The 23,384-nt window shown below is 39.8% G+C and carries 26 protein-coding genes and 1 riboswitch; of the genes, 9 read left to right on the top strand and 17 right to left on the bottom strand.

Features of this window, described 5'->3' with window-relative positions; translation table 11 throughout:
- Positions 1-8 precede the first annotated feature (8 nt).
- From I2483_RS09335 to I2483_RS09320, 4 genes are all read right to left on the bottom strand, one after another.
- Positions 9-806: an ABC transporter permease subunit gene (locus I2483_RS09335; RefSeq protein ID WP_207175521.1), complete on the bottom strand. Its 798-nt coding sequence runs from the start codon at positions 804-806 to the stop codon at positions 9-11.
- A 2-nt stretch (positions 807-808) separates the two neighbouring features.
- Positions 809-1,699, bottom strand: a complete 891-nt coding sequence (locus tag I2483_RS09330; protein ID WP_207175520.1) for an ABC transporter ATP-binding protein — start codon at positions 1,697-1,699, stop codon at positions 809-811.
- A 362-nt stretch (positions 1,700-2,061) separates the two neighbouring features.
- Positions 2,062-2,823 (bottom strand): class I SAM-dependent methyltransferase, encoded by a 762-nt coding sequence (locus I2483_RS09325; protein WP_207175519.1) that lies wholly within the window; start codon positions 2,821-2,823, stop codon positions 2,062-2,064.
- Between the two features lie 55 nt (positions 2,824-2,878).
- Positions 2,879-3,730, bottom strand: a complete 852-nt coding sequence (locus I2483_RS09320; RefSeq protein WP_207175518.1) for a GNAT family N-acetyltransferase — start codon at positions 3,728-3,730, stop codon at positions 2,879-2,881.
- 150 nt (positions 3,731-3,880) lie between these two features.
- Here I2483_RS09320 and I2483_RS09315 point away from each other — a divergent pair, with 150 nt between their 5' ends.
- Positions 3,881-4,459: a uracil-DNA glycosylase gene (locus tag I2483_RS09315; protein ID WP_207175517.1), complete on the top strand. Its 579-nt coding sequence runs from the start codon at positions 3,881-3,883 to the stop codon at positions 4,457-4,459.
- 421 nt (positions 4,460-4,880) lie between these two features.
- Here I2483_RS09315 and I2483_RS09310 read toward each other — a convergent pair whose 3' ends face one another.
- From I2483_RS09310 to I2483_RS09265, 10 genes are all read right to left on the bottom strand, one after another.
- Positions 4,881-5,324, bottom strand: coding sequence for a hypothetical protein (locus tag I2483_RS09310; protein ID WP_207175516.1), 444 nt, complete (start codon positions 5,322-5,324; stop codon positions 4,881-4,883).
- Positions 5,325-5,332: 8 nt separating this feature from the next.
- The gene (locus I2483_RS09305) at positions 5,333-5,680 is read right to left on the bottom strand and encodes an ASCH domain-containing protein (RefSeq protein ID WP_207175515.1); all 348 of its coding nucleotides are present in this window, start codon (positions 5,678-5,680) and stop codon (positions 5,333-5,335) included.
- A 157-nt stretch (positions 5,681-5,837) separates the two neighbouring features.
- A complete protein-coding gene (locus I2483_RS09300) occupies positions 5,838-6,482 on the bottom strand; it encodes a hypothetical protein (protein WP_207175513.1) in 645 nt (214 codons plus the stop codon).
- A gap of 304 nt (positions 6,483-6,786) precedes the next feature.
- Positions 6,787-7,251 carry a 6,7-dimethyl-8-ribityllumazine synthase gene (gene ribH / locus I2483_RS09295; RefSeq protein WP_186669757.1) on the bottom strand — a complete coding sequence of 155 codons (465 nt, stop codon included), beginning with the start codon at positions 7,249-7,251 and terminating at the stop codon, positions 6,787-6,789.
- Positions 7,252-7,263: 12 nt separating this feature from the next.
- Positions 7,264-8,457 carry a bifunctional 3,4-dihydroxy-2-butanone-4-phosphate synthase/GTP cyclohydrolase II gene (locus I2483_RS09290; RefSeq protein WP_207175511.1) on the bottom strand — a complete coding sequence of 398 codons (1,194 nt, stop codon included), beginning with the start codon at positions 8,455-8,457 and terminating at the stop codon, positions 7,264-7,266.
- 13 nt (positions 8,458-8,470) lie between these two features.
- Positions 8,471-9,121: a riboflavin synthase gene (gene ribE / locus I2483_RS09285; protein ID WP_207175510.1), complete on the bottom strand. Its 651-nt coding sequence runs from the start codon at positions 9,119-9,121 to the stop codon at positions 8,471-8,473.
- 6 nt (positions 9,122-9,127) lie between these two features.
- Complete coding sequence (gene ribD / locus I2483_RS09280; protein ID WP_207175509.1) at positions 9,128-10,210, bottom strand: bifunctional diaminohydroxyphosphoribosylaminopyrimidine deaminase/5-amino-6-(5-phosphoribosylamino)uracil reductase RibD; 1,083 nt, start codon at positions 10,208-10,210, stop codon at positions 9,128-9,130.
- 59 nt (positions 10,211-10,269) lie between these two features.
- A riboswitch (FMN riboswitch) is annotated at positions 10,270-10,417 on the bottom strand.
- A 150-nt stretch (positions 10,418-10,567) separates the two neighbouring features.
- On the bottom strand, positions 10,568-11,473 hold the full coding sequence (locus I2483_RS09275; protein ID WP_207175508.1) for a glycine betaine ABC transporter substrate-binding protein: 906 nt from the start codon (positions 11,471-11,473) through the stop codon (positions 10,568-10,570).
- On the bottom strand, positions 11,470-12,321 hold the full coding sequence (locus I2483_RS09270) for an ABC transporter permease (protein WP_207175507.1): 852 nt from the start codon (positions 12,319-12,321) through the stop codon (positions 11,470-11,472). The genes I2483_RS09275 and I2483_RS09270 overlap by 4 nt, the downstream gene beginning before the upstream one ends.
- Complete coding sequence (locus tag I2483_RS09265; protein WP_207175506.1) at positions 12,314-13,576, bottom strand: quaternary amine ABC transporter ATP-binding protein; 1,263 nt, start codon at positions 13,574-13,576, stop codon at positions 12,314-12,316. The genes I2483_RS09270 and I2483_RS09265 overlap by 8 nt, the downstream gene beginning before the upstream one ends.
- A 217-nt stretch (positions 13,577-13,793) precedes the next feature.
- Between I2483_RS09265 and I2483_RS09260 the strand changes: the two genes are divergently transcribed.
- Positions 13,794-14,351 (top strand): GbsR/MarR family transcriptional regulator, encoded by a 558-nt coding sequence (locus tag I2483_RS09260; RefSeq protein WP_207175505.1) that lies wholly within the window; start codon positions 13,794-13,796, stop codon positions 14,349-14,351.
- Between the two features lie 52 nt (positions 14,352-14,403).
- Here I2483_RS09260 and I2483_RS09255 read toward each other — a convergent pair whose 3' ends face one another.
- The gene (locus tag I2483_RS09255) at positions 14,404-15,498 is read right to left on the bottom strand and encodes a DUF2087 domain-containing protein (RefSeq protein WP_255550378.1); all 1,095 of its coding nucleotides are present in this window, start codon (positions 15,496-15,498) and stop codon (positions 14,404-14,406) included.
- Between the two features lie 142 nt (positions 15,499-15,640).
- A complete protein-coding gene (locus tag I2483_RS09250; protein WP_186669742.1) occupies positions 15,641-16,084 on the bottom strand; it encodes an OsmC family protein in 444 nt (147 codons plus the stop codon).
- Positions 16,085-16,304: 220 nt separating this feature from the next.
- Between I2483_RS09250 and I2483_RS09245 the strand changes: the two genes are divergently transcribed.
- Positions 16,305-16,889 (top strand): manganese efflux pump MntP, encoded by a 585-nt coding sequence (locus I2483_RS09245; RefSeq protein WP_207175502.1) that lies wholly within the window; start codon positions 16,305-16,307, stop codon positions 16,887-16,889.
- 245 nt (positions 16,890-17,134) lie between these two features.
- A complete protein-coding gene (gene rpoN, locus I2483_RS09240; protein WP_207175500.1) occupies positions 17,135-18,439 on the top strand; it encodes an RNA polymerase factor sigma-54 in 1,305 nt (434 codons plus the stop codon).
- A gap of 70 nt (positions 18,440-18,509) precedes the next feature.
- Here the strand turns inward: rpoN and I2483_RS09235 are convergent, their stop codons facing one another.
- A complete protein-coding gene (locus I2483_RS09235; RefSeq protein ID WP_255550373.1) occupies positions 18,510-19,262 on the bottom strand; it encodes a FixH family protein in 753 nt (250 codons plus the stop codon).
- Between the two features lie 165 nt (positions 19,263-19,427).
- Here I2483_RS09235 and I2483_RS09230 point away from each other — a divergent pair, with 165 nt between their 5' ends.
- The 5 genes from I2483_RS09230 (at position 19,428) to I2483_RS09210 (ending at position 23,364) form a co-directional block, all read left to right on the top strand.
- Positions 19,428-20,102: a response regulator transcription factor gene (locus I2483_RS09230; RefSeq protein ID WP_255550372.1), complete on the top strand. Its 675-nt coding sequence runs from the start codon at positions 19,428-19,430 to the stop codon at positions 20,100-20,102.
- Positions 20,103-20,105: 3 nt separating this feature from the next.
- A complete protein-coding gene (locus I2483_RS09225) occupies positions 20,106-21,521 on the top strand; it encodes a sensor histidine kinase (protein ID WP_207175498.1) in 1,416 nt (471 codons plus the stop codon).
- A 10-nt stretch (positions 21,522-21,531) separates the two neighbouring features.
- Positions 21,532-22,092, top strand: a complete 561-nt coding sequence (locus I2483_RS09220) for an SCO family protein (RefSeq protein ID WP_346267718.1) — start codon at positions 21,532-21,534, stop codon at positions 22,090-22,092.
- Between the two features lie 575 nt (positions 22,093-22,667).
- Positions 22,668-22,961 carry a hypothetical protein gene (locus I2483_RS09215; RefSeq protein WP_207175496.1) on the top strand — a complete coding sequence of 98 codons (294 nt, stop codon included), beginning with the start codon at positions 22,668-22,670 and terminating at the stop codon, positions 22,959-22,961.
- 82 nt (positions 22,962-23,043) lie between these two features.
- Positions 23,044-23,364, top strand: coding sequence for a YflT domain-containing protein (locus tag I2483_RS09210; RefSeq protein WP_207175495.1), 321 nt, complete (start codon positions 23,044-23,046; stop codon positions 23,362-23,364).
- Positions 23,365-23,384: the final 20 nt, after the last annotated feature.

Genomic DNA, 23,384 nt, shown 5'->3' with positions numbered 1-23,384 from the left:
TTTCAACCTTATACAGATGGGATATCCTTTTTTGTATAAACGACATAACTGACTACGATGGTAACGATCAGAACAATCAACCCGGCAAGTAGAAAATCTGGCTCATAGCTATTATTTTTTAAAATATACATTGGTTCAACGTATTGAAATGGAGTCAAATAGCGTAGCAAGTTGTCCCCGGTCGCTGAACCAAATAAATTTAGTAGAAAGAACATAAACACTACTCCGAGTGAAACAGGGAGCACTGCTTTTATTTTTTGTACAACAACCGCAATCATAAACCCTAAACTTAAAAATAGTAGTTGAAGAAGAAATAATGTTAGTGATAGCATAAATAGCGTTTTCGAACTAAATGGTTCTGTCGACGAATATGACACAATTAGACAAGTTAGTAGCAAATAAATCACGTTCGTAAGGACAATACAAGTTAACGCAGCCATCATTTTTGCAACTAAAATAGTCACGCGGCTCACTGGCTTCGTCAACAAAAAATCAGCGGTTTTATCGCGTACTTCTTTTGAAATAATACCGATTCCTAAATTCATCGCTTGAATGGCTCCAAGAAGTTTAATGTACAGAAATAGATAGGAATAAAAACCCAACAACGAAAAAAACTGATCTATCTCTAATCCGATGGCATTTCGAACAGATTCAGGAAATCCTTCCAATATACTTTTAAATGCCGTTACATCTTTTGAAAAAGCGGGGTATATGGACATGAATAGTAAAACAACTAACACGAGTGTTGCCGTCCACATCACAGTAGATTTTCGGTAACCATTCAACTCATGTAAATAAATATTCATTGTTAATACGCCTCCTCTTTTTCATAAAAATGCATGAAAATCTCCTCTAAATCCGGCTCCTCCACTGCTATATTTACGATGTAAGTGGTAGCGATTTTCTTCATTACTTCATTAATATCTCCTCTGAAAAGAAAATCAACTTTATGCCTATCAACAACTAAATCTGTCACTCCTTCAATCGCAAAATAGTCTTTCCCAATTTCTGTAGACGTCTCAATATGAATTTTTTTATAATTATTTTCTTTTAACGTGCTTATTTTCTCCAATTTAATAATCTTTCCTTCTTTAATAATTGCAACGCGATCGCACAGTCGTTGAACTTCCGATAAAATATGCGATGAAAATAAAATCGTCGCCCCTTTTTTATTTTCTTCCTCTAACAGTTCAAAGAATTTATGTTGCATGAGTGGATCTAAACCACTTGTCGGTTCGTCGAGAATGATTAATTTAGGTTCATGTAATAATCCCTGCACAATGCCGACCTTCTTTTTATTCCCCAGTGACAAGTCATCGATTTTACGATTCAGGTCCAATTCCATAATCTCCGCAAGTTCATTCATTCGTTTTCTACAATCTTTTTTATAAAAACTGGCGGAGTACTTTAACAAGTCCTTCACTCTCATATTATCGTAATAGAATACTTCCGAAGGCAAATAACCGATGTCCTTTTTAATTTCCGGTGCGTCCTTTAGTATGTCTTTCCCGAAAATCGTTGCACTACCGCTCGTTGGATGAATTAATGATAATAACGTTCGGATTGTCGTCGATTTTCCAGCCCCGTTCGGCCCGATAAAGCCAAATACTTCACCTTGCTCGACATTAAAGCTCACATCTGAAATCCCCCTGGCTTTGCCATACGTTTTCGTTAAGTTTTTCACTTCAATAACGTTCATTTTACCAACCCCCCTTTTTATTGAAAAAGTCACTCAAGCTTTAAGCGTATTGCCATATTTCTTCTCACTACCTAGCATATTAATCTTTACCATAAAAAAAGACTATCCAAACCTAACGGATAGTCTTAGCTTATCTTAAGTATCTTTCAAGAATGATAATCCTTACGCAGAAAAAGCATTACGGAAAGAATTCAAGGCTTAGACTCCGGTACCAAGTAGTGGTAAGACCCCTTCTTCATCCGGCTTAATCAACTGCACAAGTTGCAAGTAACCTGCTTCTGAAAGCGCCCGTACTACCAGCTTTGCTAATCCAGGCGGCTAGACAGATTCTCCCCGACTAATCTCCCCTAAGGAAGTAGTAGCTATTCTTTAGTAGCCACCGCTTCAAAGATTATTGCCTGTTTTGGATTTATCGGATACTCCCCGAAATTATAATCCGACGAAATTGTGATATTTCCAAACCCTATTTCTTCAAGAATCAGTTTGAATTCTTCCACGCCATACCAGCGTAGTGGAAAACGTTCCAGTTCGGTTTGTAAAAGCGATCCGTTACGCCATTTCTCATAACGTCCATGCGAAATTGAGTACTGATGAATATAGTCAATCTCTACTGTATTATTTTCTAAAGTAATACTATCACCATTCGTACATTCCCAAGTTCTAGTCGTAACTTTACCTATCGAGACTTCACTTTGCATAAATAAATCAACAATTAACCTTCCGCCATGTACAAGATGTTTGTGAAAGTTTCTCAACGCTTTGATAGAGTCTTCTCTTTTATGCAGTAACAAGAATGTACCCGCAGGTATGATAATGGCTTCGTATTTCATATCCAATGAAAATGACTCCATCTTGCCTTCGAAAAGGTGTGGGTATAAACCTCTTTCTTCACAGTTTGTACGGCATATCGTTAACATATCATCCGAACTATCAAATCCATCAACCTTAAACCCTTTTTCCAAAAGCGGGATTAGAATACGCCCTGTTCCGGTTGCGGGTTCTAGAATACGCCCTTTGCATGTAGCTAATCTATCTATATAATATTCTACATCTCCAAATGAATGCCCAACGGGTTTATCTAAATCATAAACTTCCGAAGATAACCTACTATAATAACTTAACAATTCTTTTCTCCCTTCATACCTGCCATTTTTCACTTTCAGTTATTCATATTCCCATTCATTTTGAAGTAAAGCCTAACTGGACGGAATCCGCAATTCGTTCATAACCAATTTCCATATAGATTTTATTCGACGTTGGATTCATCAAATCCGTATAGAGTACGCAAAAGTCATATTCCTTTAGAAGTTCTTTTGTACCGGCAGCTACCATCGTTCGAGCATAGCCTTTTTTTCGCTCTTCCTTTGGTGTAAAAACGAAAGATACGGTTACACCATGCTTCGATGGGCGCGCCTTTTTCATCATTGATACGACTTTTCCGTTATTTTCCCACAAAAAAACTTCCTGTTCGTCAACAAATGATGCAACGCGCTTTTTCACATCCTCCATTGGCGTAAGCGGAATCCTGGCATCTCCTTCAAATAAGTTGAACCACTTCTCGATAAGTGGACAATCCTTTTTTTCCGCAAAGCGCCATGCACCAGGGCTTTTTTCAAGTATCTCATTTACTTTGTTCAGTCGATATAAGCCCTGATCCATTAGTATCTGATGTCCAATTCCAGTTCTAGTTTCCCATTTCTTCGCGAAACTGTACGCCCATGGTTTCAAGCTTATGACACTACTCATTTTAATTTCAAATTCCAATAATTTTTCTATTACTAATTCCATACTTTCTTCCAACCGACTCTCATCGGTAATAATAAGGTTTAACGGATGAGGGGGAGTCATTTGAACTAGAGCTAACACTTCCCCATCTTCTTCAACTGTTGCCAAGAATGGATTTTCGTAACGCCCAGCCTTAATTGCTTGCAGCACTCCAAAAAATAGACTGTATACATCTTCGCCTTTAGACAAAATCGGTTCTACTTTCACCGCAAATTCATGTACATCTTGATAGTGCACAAATTCCATTCCCACCAACCCCATTCGTATTAAATGTCTAACTTCAAAATCTTATGATAATTTTACCATAAACAGTCAATGTGCTGTAACGAAGTTTGAAATTCATTGGTTAGAGGAAAGCTTTCTTTATTACACAAAACTACAAAGGGAGCTTAAAATATGCCTGAATTTTGTCCAATGGCGCTTGCAGAGGATCCAACCCCTGATTACCTGCTAGATTGCAAGGAGTGCGGTCTATATGAGCAAGGGACACGAATGGTTTGGGGCGAAGGAAATCCGCAAGCACCGATTATAATTATTCTTGATAATCCGGGTGCACGTGAAGACCGTGAAGGTGAGTCATTTGTTTGCGGAACGCGGCAAACACTGCAAGAAGTCGCGAATGATGCCGGTTTGAAATTGGATGATCTGTATGTCACTTTCATCCTAAAAAGAAAACCTGTGCGTGCATACGACAAAGAAGTAGTTCGTCAAATTTGTATGAGACATTTAGAACAGCAACTTCAAGAAAAAAAGCCTGCACTAATTCTTTGCCTAGGCAACGTGGCGGTCCAATCTTTTTTTCAGAATCACGAAGCCGAAGTGAAGTCATTGCGGGGCAGTTGGCATGATGTACGGGGTTTTCAGACGGCTGTGGCCTACCATCCACTTGCCGTTAGGCGCCGTCCTAACTTACGATCCTTATTCCTAGAGGACTTGAAGTTCGTAGCCGAACGCTATACAAATTTAAACCCTTAATTTCCCGCATCTTCTAGAAATATCTTTTAATAACCAAATACAGTGAGGACATCTTTTTACTGCCTGCTACATTCTGATGGTTTTCCTTATTGCGTCCGTTATCCGCTAGAATTCTGTTTGTCTTACAGCATTTTTGGAAAAGAAGGCTGTTAGATTACAGCTGAATCAGATCTAACCAATGCCTGATTCCCTGAATTGGGGTATCCGGCATTGGTTTTTACTGTTCCATTCGATAGCCTATTACTTTCCCTTCTACTTTACTCAACGATAGGGGTCCAAAGTGACGGCTGTCTATACTGCTCCACCCCCTCTCCCTTACTAGACGAACCACTTTCAAAAAGGAGTCGAATACCAAAAAAAAGACATGCATCAGTTAGATGCACATCATTTTCTATGTATAGCAAGTATTTCTTATTCATATTCACCAAAGCATTGGTTTTTGAACCATGAGCCAAAGCATGATCAGCATAAGACCAATGTATATCCATGAAGTAGTATTCAAACGATCAAGTATCTTATTTTTATTAGCATGTGGATTTTTAAATCTCCGTAGCACAACTGTAAATCCTTTTGCTAGAAAAACTCCAGATAAAAGCATAACAGCAAGCGTCATAATCACCCATGACGTATGCCATGGCCAAGGTCCAAATACCAATAGGAGGACACCAGTGTAGACGAGAACATGTCCTGCATGCATGACCAAACGAATGATGACGTTGATAATAGACAATAAAGCTTGCTCAATTCCGGTTCCAACGCCACGCACTCGCTTAATGATCGGCATTAAGATAAATAATGGACCTATGGCGAGGACAGCACTAATAACATGCAAAAAGACAATCGCGCCATAGATTCCTGAATTCATTCAGAACATCATTTCTCTACAGGGCTATATTCATGTACCCAAACACGCATTGTCGGTATCCATGGCATTTTATCATGCATTGCAAGAATGGATTGTTTATATTCTTCCATTGTTGTATAACCTTCTTGTTGTGCATGTTCGTCCGTCATTTCGCCAAGCGACTGTGAATAAATTGTATCGACTTTAAACTCTTTACCATCAAGTACCATAACTTCACCAAGATCTGCATAAACACCATTGCGGCGAGTAGCTGTCTTTTCACCATTCAGTACTTTTTGAACATCTTTTGGAATCGTAACTAGCTTCTCAATGGTACATGTTTTTTTAGGTAGAATAACATTTGCTTGTTCACTCATGTAAATCGCCTCATTTCATAAAATAACAACTTCCTCTATCATAACTATTTCCAGCAAATTTAGCGAGGCTTTCGGTCGTAGATGGCAACAAAAAAGGAACTATGTAGATGGAAATAGGTTCTTTACAAGGGTGATTATCAAAATAAGCAAGTTACTCTCATGAAGTTTCAAGTGGAATGAATTTAATCCTTTTTACTTGATACATTTGATCTTTGAATTCATAAGTAATATGAAATTCACCTATATAGCCACCAAGTGGAGAAGTTTGGGCCCCCATAATAGCAGTCAATTCATTATCCAAAACATCAAAGCGAACTAAACTTCCTGTAACGACGTCTGAAAATAAGCGTTTGGGGTCAATACCCAACTTATCAAGTTGGATAACAGTTCTTTCATTTCCAATATTAATAATCGCTTCCGACTTCGTTAATTTTGTTTTCACGTTTTTTAAAAGAATAGCCATTGGATTATCTACAAGTATTTCCCCGTAAACTTCCCCAAAATTGGTTTCAGTATTATGAAGTACATGGACAAATTGTTCTATAACCCCGGTTCCATATCCCCTTGTTAATACAATAATTAATTCTTTTTTTCCATCTTGAATAATGTCCTTATAAAAAAGTTGTGGCCAATAAGCTTCATTAGATACATTAATCCAATATGGAAAATACTGAATACCTCCATTTGCTTCTAATCTGAACTTTTCCAAATACCCTTCTCTTTCGATAGCATATAAAGTTACATTCGCTTCTAGTAAATTCCCGACAACTTTTTCTTTTGTTTCATTTTGAATGGTGATCATTTTAGATGCCTCATGATTAAGGGCCTTGGTTTTAAATGGAATTAGTATTAGAAGTATCACAACAAATAGTACGAATCGTATTAACAGCCTGTTCAAAGTATTCTTCACCACCCATTTTTGTCTAGTATGTATGAAATACCCCCTTATATTCATAAAAAAATGCTTATCGTTGTAAATCCACATTTTCACTGATGCTTCTCCCATGACAAATTACCCGCAGTACAGGATTTTTTTGTATGCTAAGCATTAAAAAAAAGGCTGAGTTTCCGATTAACTGGAAACTCAGCCTTCTCCTTACCAACACTTACATCTGTTTCAACAAATTCGCCATCTCAATCGCTGCATTCCCTGCATCCCATCCTTTATTACCGGCTTTCGTTCCTGCACGTTCAATCGCTTGTTCAATCGTATCTGTTGTCAAGACACCGAAAATCACGGGAATGCCTTCTTGCAGATTAATAGCTGCAACGCCTTTTGCTACTTCACTGCACACATAATCAAAATGCGGTGTTGCACCACGGATAACGGTTCCAAGTGTAATAACAGCATCGTACTTACCAGAAGCAGCCATTTTCTTCGCGATTAGCGGAATTTCATAAGCACCTGGCACCCATGCAACCGCGATATCACTATCGGCAACTCCGTGGCGACGCAATGCGTCTTCTGCCCCACCTAATAATTTCCCTGTGATGAATTCATTAAACCTCGCAACGACGATCCCAACTTTAAGTCCTGTTCCGACTAAATGTCCTTCATAAATTGTGCTCATTCCAATTCCCCCTTAATTGTTCAGTAAGTGACCCATTTTAATTTTCTTCGTTTCCATGTATATTTTATTCTCTACTTTAATAGGCATTTCGATTTGAACACGCTCTGTTATTTCTAACCCATGCCCCGCTAGTCCAGCAATTTTACGCGGGTTGTTTGTCAAAAGATGAATCGACGCTAAACCGAGATCCCGTAGTATTTGTGCTCCGATGCCATAATCTCGAAGATCATCTGAGAATCCTAATTTTTCATTGGCTTCTACTGTGTCGTATCCTTCTTCCTGCAGCTTGTATGCCTTCATTTTATTGACGAGGCCAATGCCACGCCCTTCCTGACGCATATAGAGCAGAACGCCTTTTCCAGCTTTTTCAATCTGTGCGAGAGCAGCTTGAAGTTGCGGGCCACAATCACATCGACATGAGCCAAAGACATCGCCTGTCAAACATTCCGAATGAACGCGGACGAGTACATTTTCAGCGTCTTCAATATCGCCTTTTACCAAAGCAATATGTTCATGCCCTGTTTCTTTTTCAACAAAAGCGACTGCTTTGAAATCTCCAAAATCTGTTGGCAGATTAATATCCACAATACGCTCAACAAGTTTTTCATTGATTCGACGATAAGCAATTAGTTCCTGAATTGTTAAAATAACAAGTTCAAATCGCTCCGCTATCTCTTTCAACTGCGGACCTCTGGCCATCGTTCCATCGACGTTCATAATTTCACATATTACTCCGACCGGTTCTGCTCCCGCAAGCTTCGCAAGGTCTACGGCGGCTTCTGTATGGCCTGACCGCTTTAAGACACCACCAGACTTCGCAATTAACGGAAAAATATGTCCTGGTCTTCTGAAGTCAGCTGGACCTGATTCATTCCCGAGCATTTTCAGAACGGTTTCTGACCGTTCAAATGCTGAAATGCCAGTGTGACAATCCGCGTGATCTACACTAATTGTAAAAGCAGTTCCGTGCACATCACTATTATTTTCCGTCATCAGCCCTAGTTCAAGTTGTCGCGATTTCTCTTCATCTATCGGCACGCAAATCAGTCCACGGCCTTCTGTTGCCATAAAGTTAATTATTTCAGGTGTAGCGAATTCGCCAAGCGCAACAAAGTCCCCTTCGTTCTCCCGGTCTTCGTCGTCAACGACAATAATCGCTTTTCCTTTTTTCAGCTCTTCGATTGCTTTTTCTACTGTTGTGTACATCTGTTGTGCCTCCTTAACTAAGGAATCCACTAGCGATAAGGGTATCCATTGTTAAACCGCCAGTTGATTTCCCTTTGTTTGTAGTCAGTAGCCGTTCTATATATTTTGCGAGCATATCACATTCTACGTTTACCTTATCCCCGGTCCGTTTACGGCCAATAATGGAGTCGTCTCGTGTAATTGGAATAAGTGAGATGATAAAACCTTTATCGGTCACACCAAAGACAGTAAGTGAAGTTCCATCCACTGTTACTGAACCTTTCGGGATAAAATACTTCAATAATTCAGTTGCGATACTGATTTCCATATAGATTGCATTTTCTTTTTGCCTAACTGAAACAATTTCGCCAGTGCCATCAACATGTCCACTGACTATATGTCCGCCGAAACGACCATTCGCCGCCATCGCACGCTCTAAGTTAACTGGACTTCCCGTACGCAGTGCTTGAAGCGTTGTCGCTTTAACAGTTTCAGGCATGACGTCAGCTGTAAATTGATTGCTCGAGAAGTCTGATACCGTCAAACAGACACCGTTCACTGCCAGACTATCGCCTTTTTTAACATCGCTAAGCACTTTGGTACAACGTATTGATAGTTGCAATGAATTCGCCGCTGGCCTAACCGCTGAAACTGTTCCTATCTCTTCAATAATTCCAGTAAACAACTGCTGTCAATCCTCCTTCAGAAACCTGGCGTGCAATCGGATATCGTCCCCGATTTGTCGCACATCTAAAAAACGAAGGGATTCGCCTTCTGCCATCAGGTTCCGAGTATCATCCATGAATAAAGAAGCACCGTTGCCAATCAATTTCGGAGCCATATACAAATACAGTTCATCCGCGAGACCTTCATTGATGAAACTGGAATGAACTTTGCTACCGCCTTCGACAAACAACGTCATGATTTCCTTGTCAGCAAGACGTTTTAAGGCTTCATTCAAAAAAGATCCATTTTCTGAAATCCTTTCAATTGAAACGAGCGGATAATCCGAAAAAGTAGTTGTCGATTCTGTTGAATCGAGTGTAAATATAATTGTTTCTGCAGCGCCGTCTGTAACGACATTCGCTGTTTTTGGCGTCCTGAGATGCCGGTCTAAAATAATTCGAATAGGGTTCTTTCCACCATGGGGCAAACGGGTGGTGAGGAAAGGGTTATCGTGAAGTACGGTTTGTACGCCGACCAAAATAGCATCATGGGTATGGCGGAGGTGATGGACATCGGTTCGTGATGCAGCCGAAGTAATCCATTTGCTGTCCCCGTTCTGCGTTGAAAGTCTACCGTCAAGAGTTGCGGCGGCTTTCAAGGTAACGTATGGTTTCCCGTATCTGATAAAATGAAAAAATGCTTGGTTTAACTGCTCTGCCTCTTCCTGTAAAATGCCGGTAATAACTTCAATTCCAGCAGCTTTAAGAAGCCCGATTCCAGTTCCATTGACGGAAGGATTCGGATCGATAGACGCAACAAAAACACGTTGAATTTCAGACGAAATAATGAGATCTGTACACGGAGGTGTTTTCCCAGTATGGGCACACGGTTCCAGTGTCACGTATAGATCAGCACCAATAGAATCCGTACCTGCCATTGCCAGTGCATGCACTTCAGCATGAGGTGTTCCAGCTTTTAAGTGCGCACCAGTCCCTAAAATCCGGCCGTTTTTTACACAAACAGCACCGACAAGTGGATTAGGCGAGGTTTGTCCTTGTGCACTACGCGCCAGTTCAAGAGCAAGTCTCATATAATATTGAGGGTCCATTGGCATTCCCCCTTTCGATTTTTGAAAGGGCAGAGCCTGCAAGCATAACACGCATATCCAAACAACTTCTCCCATCCAGACTATAACTGTCGGTGCCGGAATTTCACCAGCTCCACCGCCTTCCAAACAAGGAAGGACGGGTCACGGACTAACGAGCTATGCTCGATCACCGCCGGTAAGGAATTTCACCTTGCCCCGAAGAGTTTGTTTATACGTGTCGACTTAAAGTTATCATACTACTTCCATAAAATCAAAAAAACTCAGTCCGATTGAACGGAACTGAGTCTTCTATAATTGATGAAATTAGGAATTCAATTGAATTCGCTTCGGTGCTCGGTGCGTATAAAGCAATTATTTCTAATTCTTCAAGTCTTCAATTGAAGTGATGTCCATATACTTCGGTACTACAAGACCGACTTTGACACCTTCCATATTGACGCCAAGTTCTTCGAATTTACCTTCGAATTTATCAGCGTACGTTTTATGCGTTAATGGCATCCAAGCTGCAAGCGATGCATCTGCACTACCGTCAGCAACTGCCGTCCATAATGGACCTGCTTCAACTTGCGTTAATGTCACTTTATAACCCATATCTTCTAAAACAATTTTCATGACGTTATGACTAGCGATTTCACTGTCCCATGCAACATAAGCAAGTTTGATCTTGTCACCGTCCACTTTTTCAACACCATTTGTCCATTCAGCTACTTTTTCTTCGTTTGCATCAACCCATTTTTGTGCAGCTGCATCGTCTTTTTCGCCTTCTTGAATCGCTACCATTATTTCGCCCATATCTTCTTCAGTCCAATTGAACTGCGATAAGATTTTATGCGCTTCTGGCATATCGTCTTCTAGACCAATTCTTCCGATTGTACGGATTTGCTCTTCCCCACCGTACACGCCTTTTGGATCTTCAAGATATTTCAAATCGTATTTCGCAAATTTCCAATGCGGTGTCCAACCTGTAACGATAATCGGTTGCTCTTTGTCATAGGCTTTTTTCAGTGAAGCTGTCATTGCCGCACTTGAACCTGTTGTAAGATCCCAATCTGTAAGGTCATATTCTACAAGCACTTTTTCAGTCGCTTCCATGATACCTGCGCCTGGATCGATGCCTGTAATTTTATAGTCTACTGATTCACCAACTGTTTTCGCAGTGTTTCCACCTGCTTCATTCTTGTCATCGTCATTACCACATGCGGCAAGTCCAACTGCTAGTAGAGCAACCGCTCCGAGCCCTAATACTTTTTTAGTTAATTTCATTTTGTAATTCCCCCTTGTTTTTTCTTTCCAGCGTGTTGTGTTACTCGGTCCAAAATAATTGCCACGATCACAATGGATAGCCCCGCTTCAAAACCAACACCCGTTTTCAATTGTGTTACAGCCCTGTAAACTTCTTCACCAAGCCCTGGCGCACCAACCATAGAGGCGATAACGACCATGGACAAGGAAAGCATTATGCTTTGGTTGACACCTGCCATAATTGTCGGTTTGGCAAGCGGAATTTGCACTTTACTCAGTCTCTGCCAAGTCGTAGAACCAAATGCTTCCGTCGCTTCGATTAAATCTTTCGGAACTTGCTGGATTCCCAGCATCGTTAAACGGATTGTTGGTGGCATTGAGAAGATAACAGATGCCACAACCCCCGGGACGACCCCGATGTTAAAGAAGAATATAGCTGGCAGTAAATAAACGAACGCCGGCATTGTTTGCATTAGATCCAATAATGGATTGATGATTTTCCTTGCCGTCGCTTGTTGTGAACCCCAAATACCGACTGGAATTCCGATTATCAGTGCGAAAAATACTGAGGTGAGTACGAGCGCTAGCATTTGCAGCATCGGGTACCAATAGCCCAAGTAATCAATGAAAAGCAAGCCGATTAATGTGAATAACGCTATGCGGCGAGTGGAAACGAACCACGCAAGTAAGGCAAATAGCACGGCAAGTAAGATAGATGGCATCATATCGAGCCATTCTACCGACCCTTCAACAATCCCTTTGAGAAAATCTGAAATTCCGTCAAACACTGTACCAAAAGTAACCACGAGCCAATCGACACCATTGTCAATCCACTCCGCAAATGGCAAACGAGGTAAAATTTTATCCATTTATCTTCACCTCCGTATCCGTTTTTTCATCGGAATCGAATGTACCATTATTATTGATAAACTGATTGTCACCTGATAATGCGCCAATCAATGCACCACGAATAATAATTCCTTGAAGCCTATTATTTTCATCAATGACTGCAACAGGGATAACAGCTGTCGATACGATATCGAACAAATCGATTAGCACGGTATCCTGAGGAATCATGGGAAGGTCAGTAATCATTATTTCCTCAAGTGTCTTCCCTGCTTCAATAGCTAAACTCGCATCTTGCGCTGTAACTGCCCCTAATAGACGGTTTGCTTTATTGACAACGTAAATTGAAGATATCCCAAGTTTTTTCATCATACGGAGCGCTATTCTAGCTCCACGGTCGATTTGAACCGTATCTGCTTTCTTCATAATATGTCCCGCTGTCAATACTTTGGAAAGATCCACATCTTCAACAAAACGTTCGACATATTCATTCGACGGACTCATCAATATCTCTTCAGGCGTACCCACTTGAACGATTTCCCCGTCTTTCATCAATGCAATGCGGTCTCCTATACGAAGTGCCTCATCTAAGTCATGGGTAATGAAAATAATTGTTTTCCCCATATCATTATGAAGCTGCAATAATTCGTCTTGCATATCTTTGCGAATTAACGGATCAAGTGCACTGAATGCTTCGTCCATCAGCAATATATCTGGTCCGTTAGCTAGTGCTCTCGCTAAACCAACACGCTGTTGCATGCCTCCGCTCAGCTGGCTAGGGAATTGATCTTCATATCCTGCAAGTCCGACTAACCCTAAGGATTCTTTCGCTTTGGCTTGACGTTCTGCCTTCGCAACTCCTTGGATTTCTAAGCCATATTCCGCGTTTTCAAGAATCGTCTTGTGGGGAAAAAGTGCAAAGTTTTGAAATACCATTCCAATTTTCTTACGTCTTACAGTACGAAGTTGTTCTTTATTCATCCCGACGATGTCCTCACCGTCCAGTAGGATATTGCCCATAGTTGGGTCAATCAACCTGTTCAGCAATCTGACAAGCGTTGATTTTCCGCTACCTGACAATCCCATAATGACGAATATTTCGCCCTCGTACACATCGAATGATGCATTTTTAACCCCGACTGTTGCTCCAGTCGCCTTCAAAATCTCACCTTTTGATTTTCCTTCATTAAGCAGCTGGGAAGCCCGCTTCGCGTTTTTACCAAAAATCTTCGTGGTGTTAATCACTTCGATTTTCTTATTGACAATTTGTTCACTCATGCATACACTCCTGACATTTTCAAAACTAATGAATGTCTTCTAGTATAGCTGTCTTTTTTTTGCATTACAACCGTTTTCTCAATTTAAATGGTTTGTACAGAAAAAACTGTACGAACTTTCATTGCTACGAATTGCTTTTTAAGATAGGATATAATACGCTATAAGAAATGGGCTGGATCGGTTAATGAATGCCGATGCTAGTGGAGGGAAGACGCTTATGAACGGTAATGAAAAACTTGAAAAAGCTCGTGAACGGATTATTGAATCCATCGCACAAAATATACATCTTTATGGTCTTACACCTTCTGCTGGAAGACAGTATGGCACGATGTTTTTTCATAATGAGCCGTTAACATTGGATGACATGACAGAAGAACTTGGGATGAGCAAAACGAGCATGAGCACTTCTGTCAGAGCGCTATCCGATTTGAAGTTAGTGGAACGCGCTTGGAAAAGAGGGGTCCGAAAAGACCTTTATCAAGTGAAAGATGATTGGTATCAAAGCTTTCTAGATCTTTTTTCAATAAAATGGAGAAGATCTGTTTCCTTTCATTCAGCAGCAATTAGAAGATCTTTGGCTGAACTGGAAGAACTAGTGAACGACCCTGCGATTGATGATGGATTAAGAGAAGAAGTAACTATAGATATTGAAAAATTACTATACCTGCGCGATTACTACGAATGGCTCGATCGCCTTGTTGATGCTTTTGAAGATCATGATATCTTTAATCTCGTACCCATTAAAAAGCCTGAAAAGGATACGCCAAATAAGTAAATATGAAAAGACGGCATTCACAATTTTGTGTTTGCCGTCTTTTCATTATCTATTACACTTTTTTTATACGATTGTATCCTTTTTCCCCGTATGGCTGTAACTCTTCTAACCACTTATCCAACTGCTTCTTTAGAATTTCACCTTTGCTAGTCCCTTTCCAATCCTTCTCATCTATCGATTCGAGTATTTCGATTTCAAAACTCTCTTTTCCAAGTTCATCCCAATCGGTTTGCAGTTCTTTATTTTTATGCCCACCGGTAGATAACATGAATTTCAATCCATTCAATGTTTTGAAATTTGGTGTCGAATTTACAAAAAGCTTCCCGTTCTTTACATTCTTGATTTGAAATATACCATAACTCGGTTTCTCTTCCTTCGCCTTCAATTTCATTTCTTTTTTAAAATCCATTTCATCGACATCTCCATTTTCTAAATTCTGCACGAGGCGATACGCACTTCCTTCAGCGTTACGCGTTAACACACCACGGTCGACCATCTCCCGCCGTAACAGCATATAATCTTCATAAACTGTTTCCAAAACCGCGTTGACTTGACCTTCTGTATACACTTTTCCCGGTTTGAAGAGCAATGCAACTTCAGCCAACAATTGGATTTTTTCTTGTTCTTTCATACGGAGTGTTTTCAAACGACCATCTTCTTCCGAGAAGTAGCGTGCTAATTCTGTTGAAGATTCAAATGATTTCGATATCGACTTAACAATACCCGGTTCGTTTGGACCGACTTCTTGTTGCCGTTTCACCAAATTCATGAGGGCTAGAAGTGTTTTTGCCTGTCTTTCTTTCTTCCGTAATGAGAAACGATGATTCCGAATCGTCGACATGCTTCCGATTTTCAGTTCTTTTTGAATTTCTTTGTCTGTCTTTCCTTCGTAAATCAACGACAGCAGTTTTGACTGTTGATCGGACAACCCTGTCTGTTCTTTACCACCCGAGAGCAATAGGTCAAAGACATTGCCATGCATCCTTTCAATATGATGTTCCATATAACGCCAATCTGCGAAAAGTACATCTCCTACAGGATAAATGACTCCCTTTTCAACTTCTTCATCACATATTAAACAGCGATAATGGTGACTCTCCTTGATATAGCCCTTTTCCATAACTTCTAACGGGTAATCTAGTAACATATCCAACTAAACATAAACACCTTTCAATATATACTCATTTTATATAAACAAACATAACATTAATCTACGTTTCGTTCAATCCTGTTTTACGCATAATAAAAACCGCACTCCAAAGAGCACGGTTTTTCAACATCCTAGCGTTCTATTTTATCACTGTCGCGTCTAGCTCAATTTCTACATTTCCTTTGATAGCGCGGCTAATCATACAAGACGTTTCCGCTTTTTCCGCAAGCTTGTGTGCCAGTGCTTCATCCTTTTCAGTCGCGTCCTGTTTCAACACAATTTGGGGTTTATGGATAATCTTTTTATATGTAATAACACCGTTGGATACATCGACAACGCCGATTGACTCCATCGTCAAGGCAACTTTCTCCAGTTTACTTCGCTCCATCATAGCCGCAAGTGTAATAATATAACATGTCGCAGCAGCGCCCAACAGCATTTCATCCGGATTCGTACCAATTCCCGGCCCATCCATTTCAGGTGGGATTGAGATCTTCGTCTTCAAATTCCCCGCATCGATTGTTCCTATATCATTCCGCAAACCAGGCCAGTCCGCTGTTAAATGAAAGTAGTGTTCTGCCAAAAGAAAAGCCCCCTTTTATTATTTTGTTTCTTTCATTATACAGTTTACTTTTCCAAATTTAATCATCCTAACAAATTGTCTTGATAGCAGCCTCAAATTCAGAGTCACCTAACAGGGACTTTGATGATTCCCACGTCATTCGGCAGACCCATTCCACACGCTATTTTCTATTTGCTCATATACATAGAAGAAAAACAAATAGATACAGGGGGAAATTAGTATGCAGTGGGTAACTATATTATTAATCGGAATTGCAGCAAACATTGATAATTTAGCAATAAGTGTTTCATACGGTTTAAAATTAAAAAGAATTCCTATCTTATACAACTTCATTATTTCTCTAATTTCTATTGTATTTGCATTTGTATCCATTTCAGCGGGGAGTTTTTTATCCCATTACTTTTCACAATCCATGGCCAACTTTACTGGTGGCTTCCTAATTACCGCCCTTGGCATATGGTTTATAATGCCGTCTCCAGTGTGTGTTAAAAATAAGTCAATGCAAAAAGAAGATGTACGTCCCGCAATTCTAAGTGTAGAAAAAGAACAAATAATCACGTTAAAAGAATCTTCTTTTTTAGGTTTCTTGCTTGCTTTAAACTGCTTAGCAATTGGTTTTGGAGCCGGAATCACTGGATTCTCTCCTTTTTTCACTTCCATCTCAATTGGCGTATTTTCACTAATTTCAATTTCTTTAGGGATTAAAATCGGAAATAAAATTGGCAGTACACTATTTGGTAAGTACTCAACTATCATTGCAGGACTCTTGCTTATCATAATTGGCATTTATGAAATGTTTTTCTAATTATACTTATCCCATTTGGCGCAAATAATTGCTTCATAATATAAAACAAACAAATCAATGGCCTTATTCGCAAATGGGATAGTCAAATTAGTTTCTATCACTATAATGCTCTCAGTTCCCCTTCTTTTTTCACTCGACTGAAAATTCTTTTTTCTAATCGAAGTTTCCAAAAACATATGGTACACTTAATGTCACTAGTTTGAAAACGCTTACAATACCAATCAGCTTCAAAAGGAGGAAACTTTATGGCGCTTGTACTCCAGCAACGACAAGAACAGAGTCTACTAATGACACTCGAGTTAAGACAAGCAATTGAACTCTTACAATACTCGACGTATGAACTGGAACAATTTATACGGCAGCAAGAGCTTGAAAATCCGCTTATCGAGCTGAAAGAAAAAAATACATATGAGGAAAGATTAAATCAGCGATCGTCCTCCTTTGGCTCTTCCGAGATGCCGGATGATCTATTTCCATGTACGGATAGGAACATGCGGGACACATTATTCGAAGATGCGAAATTCCTCTACCCCGACGAACACACCCAAAAGTTATTAAACTATCTCATTTATAATTTAGATGACAATGGCTATCTACGTGTCCTTGATAGGGATTCAGCGTTCTATTTGGAATTTGATGAAGACGCTATTAACAAGGGGATACTTTTACTTCAGCAAGTGGGACCGGTCGGTATTGGGGCTAGAAACTTAGAGGAATGCCTGCTCCTACAAATCACATTCATCTATCCTGACAATAGACTAGCTGCTCATTTAATAGAACATCATTTAAACTTGCTTGCCGATCATAAATGGAATGAAATCGCCTTACAAATGAATATTGAAATGAAGGTAGTCAAGAATCTCTACGACTTCATACAAACGCTTAATCCGAGGCCCTGCTCATTTATTTCTAATTCTTCAACTGAATATTTAACTCCAGACATTATTGTAGAATCCAAAGATGATAAATTAGTTTTTCATTTGAATGACGGCTATTTACCGACGATTCAAATCACCGCAAATTATTCGCAACAGCTTCAATCGAAAAGTGATGTGTCAAAGTACATTCAAACCCAATATAAAAATGTGCAATGGCTTCTCAGTAGCATCGAACAGCGCCGGAATACGATTATTAAAATTGTGCAAGTCCTGTTAGAAAAACAACAAAGCTTTTTTGTAGATGGATTCCCCTCATTAAAGCCATTAACACTAAAAGAAGTCGCTGATGAAATTGAAATGCACGAATCGACTGTCAGCAGAGCAACATCCAACAAAGTCATTCAGACAGCATTCGGTTCTTTTGAACTACGACTGCTATTTACTTCAAAGTTAGAATCTGCGGATGGCACTAGCATTTCTCAAACGGCAGTAAAAACACTTTTAGAAAATTTCGTAGCCCAGGAAAACAAATTCAAACCCTATTCTGATCAAAAAATAGCAGAATACTTTAATAGCGAAAAAGGCATCACAATCTCTAGACGCACAATTAGTAAGTATAGAGAAGAGTTAAATATACCTTCTTCTAGCAAACGTAAAGATATTCAAGTGTAAATGGATAATCCTTTATCCAAAAAACACGGAGCATTCTTGACTGATTTGTCAGGAACGCTCCGTGCTCAGTTTAGTTAACTTCTATTGCATGTTCTTCATGTTCATGTAATTCATTATCATCTGTTACGTGAATTTGAATTTTGTGTGGACCCGCTTGTGCAAATGTGTAAGAAGCTGTATATTCACCAGCAACTTTTTCCTCGACATCGATCCAGTCGTGTTTATCCGGATTGGCTTCATTCCAAATTTCGTAACGTACTTGCGCTTTTTCAAATGGTTGACCATCATCTTGCAGGTGAACGACAAATTCAGCAGCTTCGCCGGGCTTCATATTTTCAGGTTCCATGAAGTGCATCGAAAATCCGTCAGCATGCCCATGTTCGTGTTCAGACTCGCCTTCAACAGCTTCTTCAATATGTGCACCGTTACCGACCGTCACTTCTTTTTTCGGCATTGTATGCAAACCTCTCGCTGTTACATGCACTTGAACGTGGAATAGACCGTCATGATCAAACGATGTTTCTGCCGAATACAGACCGTCTTTGTCATTCTTCGATTCAATCTTGACACTGTCGTCTTTTTTACCTTCTTCCCATACTTCAAATTCAACTTCATCAGCGTTATCTACTTTGTCTTCGCCTTGTGTAACAACTGCTGCCATTTTTATTATGCCATTCACATCAACTTGTTCTGTCACTGTTAGCTGCACATCGAGTGGTAGAGGTACCCCTGTGTCGTCCTCTTTTATCGTTTCTTCTTTACCGCACGCCGCCATCATTGCCAGCATGAATACCCCTGCTAACAAACCAAGTTTTCTTTTCATCATGATTCCTCCATTTTCGTTTTACTTAACGTAGTTCGTTATGTTCGTTATGATTATAATAGATAAGTTAGAACTAATTGTGAAGTACTGCGCTTCACACGATTTTCACAACTATTAGAGAAAATGAGTATAATAAGTAATCTATAATTGAAATGAGGTTTTATCTTGAATTCATCCACCATCATGATTATAGACGATGAACCGCAAATGAGGAAACTGATTCGAATGTTCCTCGAGAAAGAAGGCTACACTGTCATCGAAGCAACGGACGGTGTACATGCACTATCATTGATAGCTAAAGCAGATCCGCAGTTGCTACTCGTAGATGTAATGATGCCCTACATGGATGGCTTTACATTCGCCAAGGAAGTAAAACGCACATCGACGATTCCACTCATCTTTCTATCAGCAAAAGGGGACGAATGGGATAAAATACAAGGCTTGAAACTTGGCGGCGACGATTATATTGTCAAACCATTTTTACCGGGGGAGCTTCTTGCAAGGATTGAATCCGTTCTGAGACGATCTTATCAAAATAAAGCTATCGCAGATACGTTAACTATCGGGCCGCTAGTTATCGAAATCGAAGCACATAAAGTGTCATTGAATGGAAATCCCTTATCATTAACATTAAAGGAGTTCGGTATGCTCCATATACTTGCTAAAAATAAAGGTCGCGTATATTCAAGGGAACAACTGCTATACATTGTCTGGGGTGAAGAACATCAAAGTAGCGAGCGCACAGTCGATACACATATTAAAACGTTACGACTAAAAATGGGAAATTACGGAGAGCTGATTGAAACAGTCTGGGGTATCGGCTACAAATTCGAGGTGTGAAGATTGAAGAAACTTACATTAAGCAAGAAAATAGGAGTAGTCCTGATTTCCAGTATCGGGTTTACAATTCTTTTCTCCTTTTTCTTCATCCATTATCTCTATTCCGAATTGTATCTGACAAGTATCGAAGAATCCATTGTCTACCAGGGGAAAAGAACGGCTTCTCATTACCATTACGGGGAATTAAGTGATGAAATCATCGATAAAATACAATGGTATAACATCGTTTCCGAATACGAAATTATCGTAGTGGATAACTTAGATGACCTCACCTCCTATTTCCCTTATGAAATAAATTATGAAACACTTGTCGATGCAAATGACCTTGCAAAGTTAGACAAAGGTGCCTATGTGCTAAAAGAGGGATTCGTAAAGGAATTGAACAGTGAAATTCTAGGCGCTATTTTCCCAATCAAGGGCGAGGATGGACTTATCGGTTTTATCTATATATACGTACCTCTCGCGGCCGTTCAGGATGTGTTTCGAGGAAGCATTCCGATACTGTTGATTGTTGGCAGCTTATTTTTCTTCATACTCTTTCTAGTGGTCAATCGTGCATGGCGTTCTTTATTCAAACCATTGCAAGACCTTCAGCGACTTTCTTTTGAAGTATCTAAAGGGAACTATTCAAATCGAATCCAAAGCGAGCGCGACGATGAGGTTGGCCAATTGACGAAGGCGTTCAATTTGATGAGCCTTTCACTCGAACAGCAGGAAGAACGTAAAAAGGAATTCACGTCAAACATCGTGCACGAACTCCGTACACCGCTTACGTATATTAGCGGTTACACCCATGTTCTTAAAGACAAAATTTATTCATCGCCTGAAGAAGCACAAAGCTATTTGACAACGATTGAAAAAGAAACAGAACGGCTGACCAAATTGATCACTGATCTTGTGGAATTAAATCATTTGCAAGAAGACTTTTATACAATAGACATGCAACCGATTGCTATCGCTCAATTAGTAGTAGATACAGTTGACTTGTTCACGATTCATATCGCTGAAAAAGAATTACATCTCGAATTGACTATCGAAGAAGAACTTATTCTGACAGGTGATCCAAAAAGAATTCAACAAATATTTTACAATATCATAGACAATGCCGTAAAATATTCCGTCGTGAATGGCACCCTGGCTATTGAATTAACGAAACAAGATACTTCCCTGCAATTCCGAGTGACGAACGACGGAATTCTGATTGACGATGAAGATATCGAACGAATTGGCGATCGTTTTTTCAGGACAGATAAAGCCCGAAATCGGACAACAGGTGGTACAGGCTTGGGGCTCCCAATTGTAAAAGAGATCATTCGACTACACAACGGGACATTTGAGATGACTAGTGACGCCCTGACAGGAACAAGCGTAACGATTCGATTGCCAGGCTTATCTAATGATGAAAAAGAAGAGGTGTAATTTGAAAAACATGCGCTATCTGTTTATTCCCCTTGTCTTTGCAGTATTACTTGCCGCTTGTAGTTCTCAGCCACAAAATGGCAAGGAGATTGTCTCCTTTTCTTTTACTGACCAAAATGGACAACCTTTTGGTACAGATGAATTAGCAGGGAAAGTCTGGATTGCCGATTTCGTCTTCACAAAATGTAAAACCGTTTGTCCTCCGATGACACTTGAGATGGCGGATTTACAAAAAAAGTTCAAGGATGAAGACATACAAGCCGAATTCGTATCATTCACTGTTGATCCAACAATCGATTCACCCGATATATTAAAAGCGTACATCCACCAATTTACGGACGATGAAACGAATTGGCATATGTTGACGGGGTATACACAAGAAGTAATCGAAACTTTTGCACGGGAGCAATTTCAAACGATTGTTCAAAAGCCCTCAACCTCCAATCAAGTCATTCACGGGACAAACTTTTATCTGATCGATAAGCAAGGCAGGATCGTGAACGAATACAATTACGTAGATGCGTCCTATGTTAAGGAAATGATGAAGGATATCAAAAAAATTCAAAAATAGTAGACAAAAACACCTCATAGGCTTATCCACTTAGGAGGTGTTTCCTTGGATCACTTTCAATAGTATATGCCAGATACACTGATGGAAACAACCCTATTCATCATACCGCTGTCCGTGAAAGTTGTCATGAACTGAAAAGGGATTAATACACCAGTACAATAGCCTCCCACTCATCACAGGTGCCATATCCCTACCATTACTTACTTTTTCAAAGCAGGAGCATCATCGCTGTAATGAGTTTACTTACCACTATCAGCCGCCTCTTCCACCATTTTTGTAAATCACTCAGCGCAATACCTTTATATTATTTTCCGCTTATATAGAATTTTGGAGTTAACGATAAACCTAAATTGTTTGCTGTATTCATATCTTTCTCCCGGGCTTCTTTCTCTTTATTTCTCCCTGTTTCCTCCAAACTCCTGCATTGCTTTATTCGTTTCTTCTTTGGTTGCCACTTCCGGTATTGAGATGTGGGCAGCTGCTTTATTTCCTATAGAAGCGATTATATAAAAAAACTGTTACCATATGGTTAGACAAGGTAGTTCATGACCAAACTTAACCCGGGAGGAATCACAGTGATTGAATCGAACAGCCAAATCGTGTCCACTATTTCATATAACAGGGTCGAACGAATTATGGGTTGGTACGACCAAAAAACGCAACGAACTGTCCATAGCATCCACTTATACGCTGACACAATTTCAACTGCAAACAATACTTTCAAATTAGAACATGTCCATGATATGTCCTATAAACCATTCTCTAGCGGAGCAGGCTTTTTCTATTTGCATACAACCCAAGGTGTCTTCACATATGAAGTCGAGACAGACCCAACCAATTTCATTCGGACGTATAAAAATTTACGTTAAGATTCGACTCTTTCAAAAAAATGTTTAGTACTTACATTTTAATGGTATATAAAGAAAGAGTACAAAAATGGAGGGATATTTAATGACTGTTAAAAAAACTGTTGAAAACGCCGTTCAAGCTAAAAAAGAAATCGAGGAATTGGTTACACAAGGCTATACACATGATGACATCTATATTTTTGCACATGACAAAAAGAGAGCCAGTCACATAACGGATGCGCTAGATACGGAAAGCGTAGGCATGAAAGAACAAGGTTTCTTGGATGGTATGAAGAACATGTTCTCTTCCCGCGGAGATGAGCTTCGTAGCAAGATGGAAGCTGTAGGTCTATCCGTTGCAGAAGCTGCTGATGCTGAGCAAGAGCTTGACCAAGGTAAACTTATCCTAATCGCAAAGAAATAACCTATAAGTTCATGAATCCC

Origin of the sequence: Sporosarcina sp. E16_3, from assembly GCF_017347125.1 — a bacterium.
Taxonomy (GTDB): Bacteria; Bacillota; Bacilli; order Bacillales_A; family Planococcaceae; genus Sporosarcina.
The sequence above is the reverse complement of the archived record's forward strand: the minus strand, read 5'-3'. Positions and strand labels throughout refer to the sequence as shown.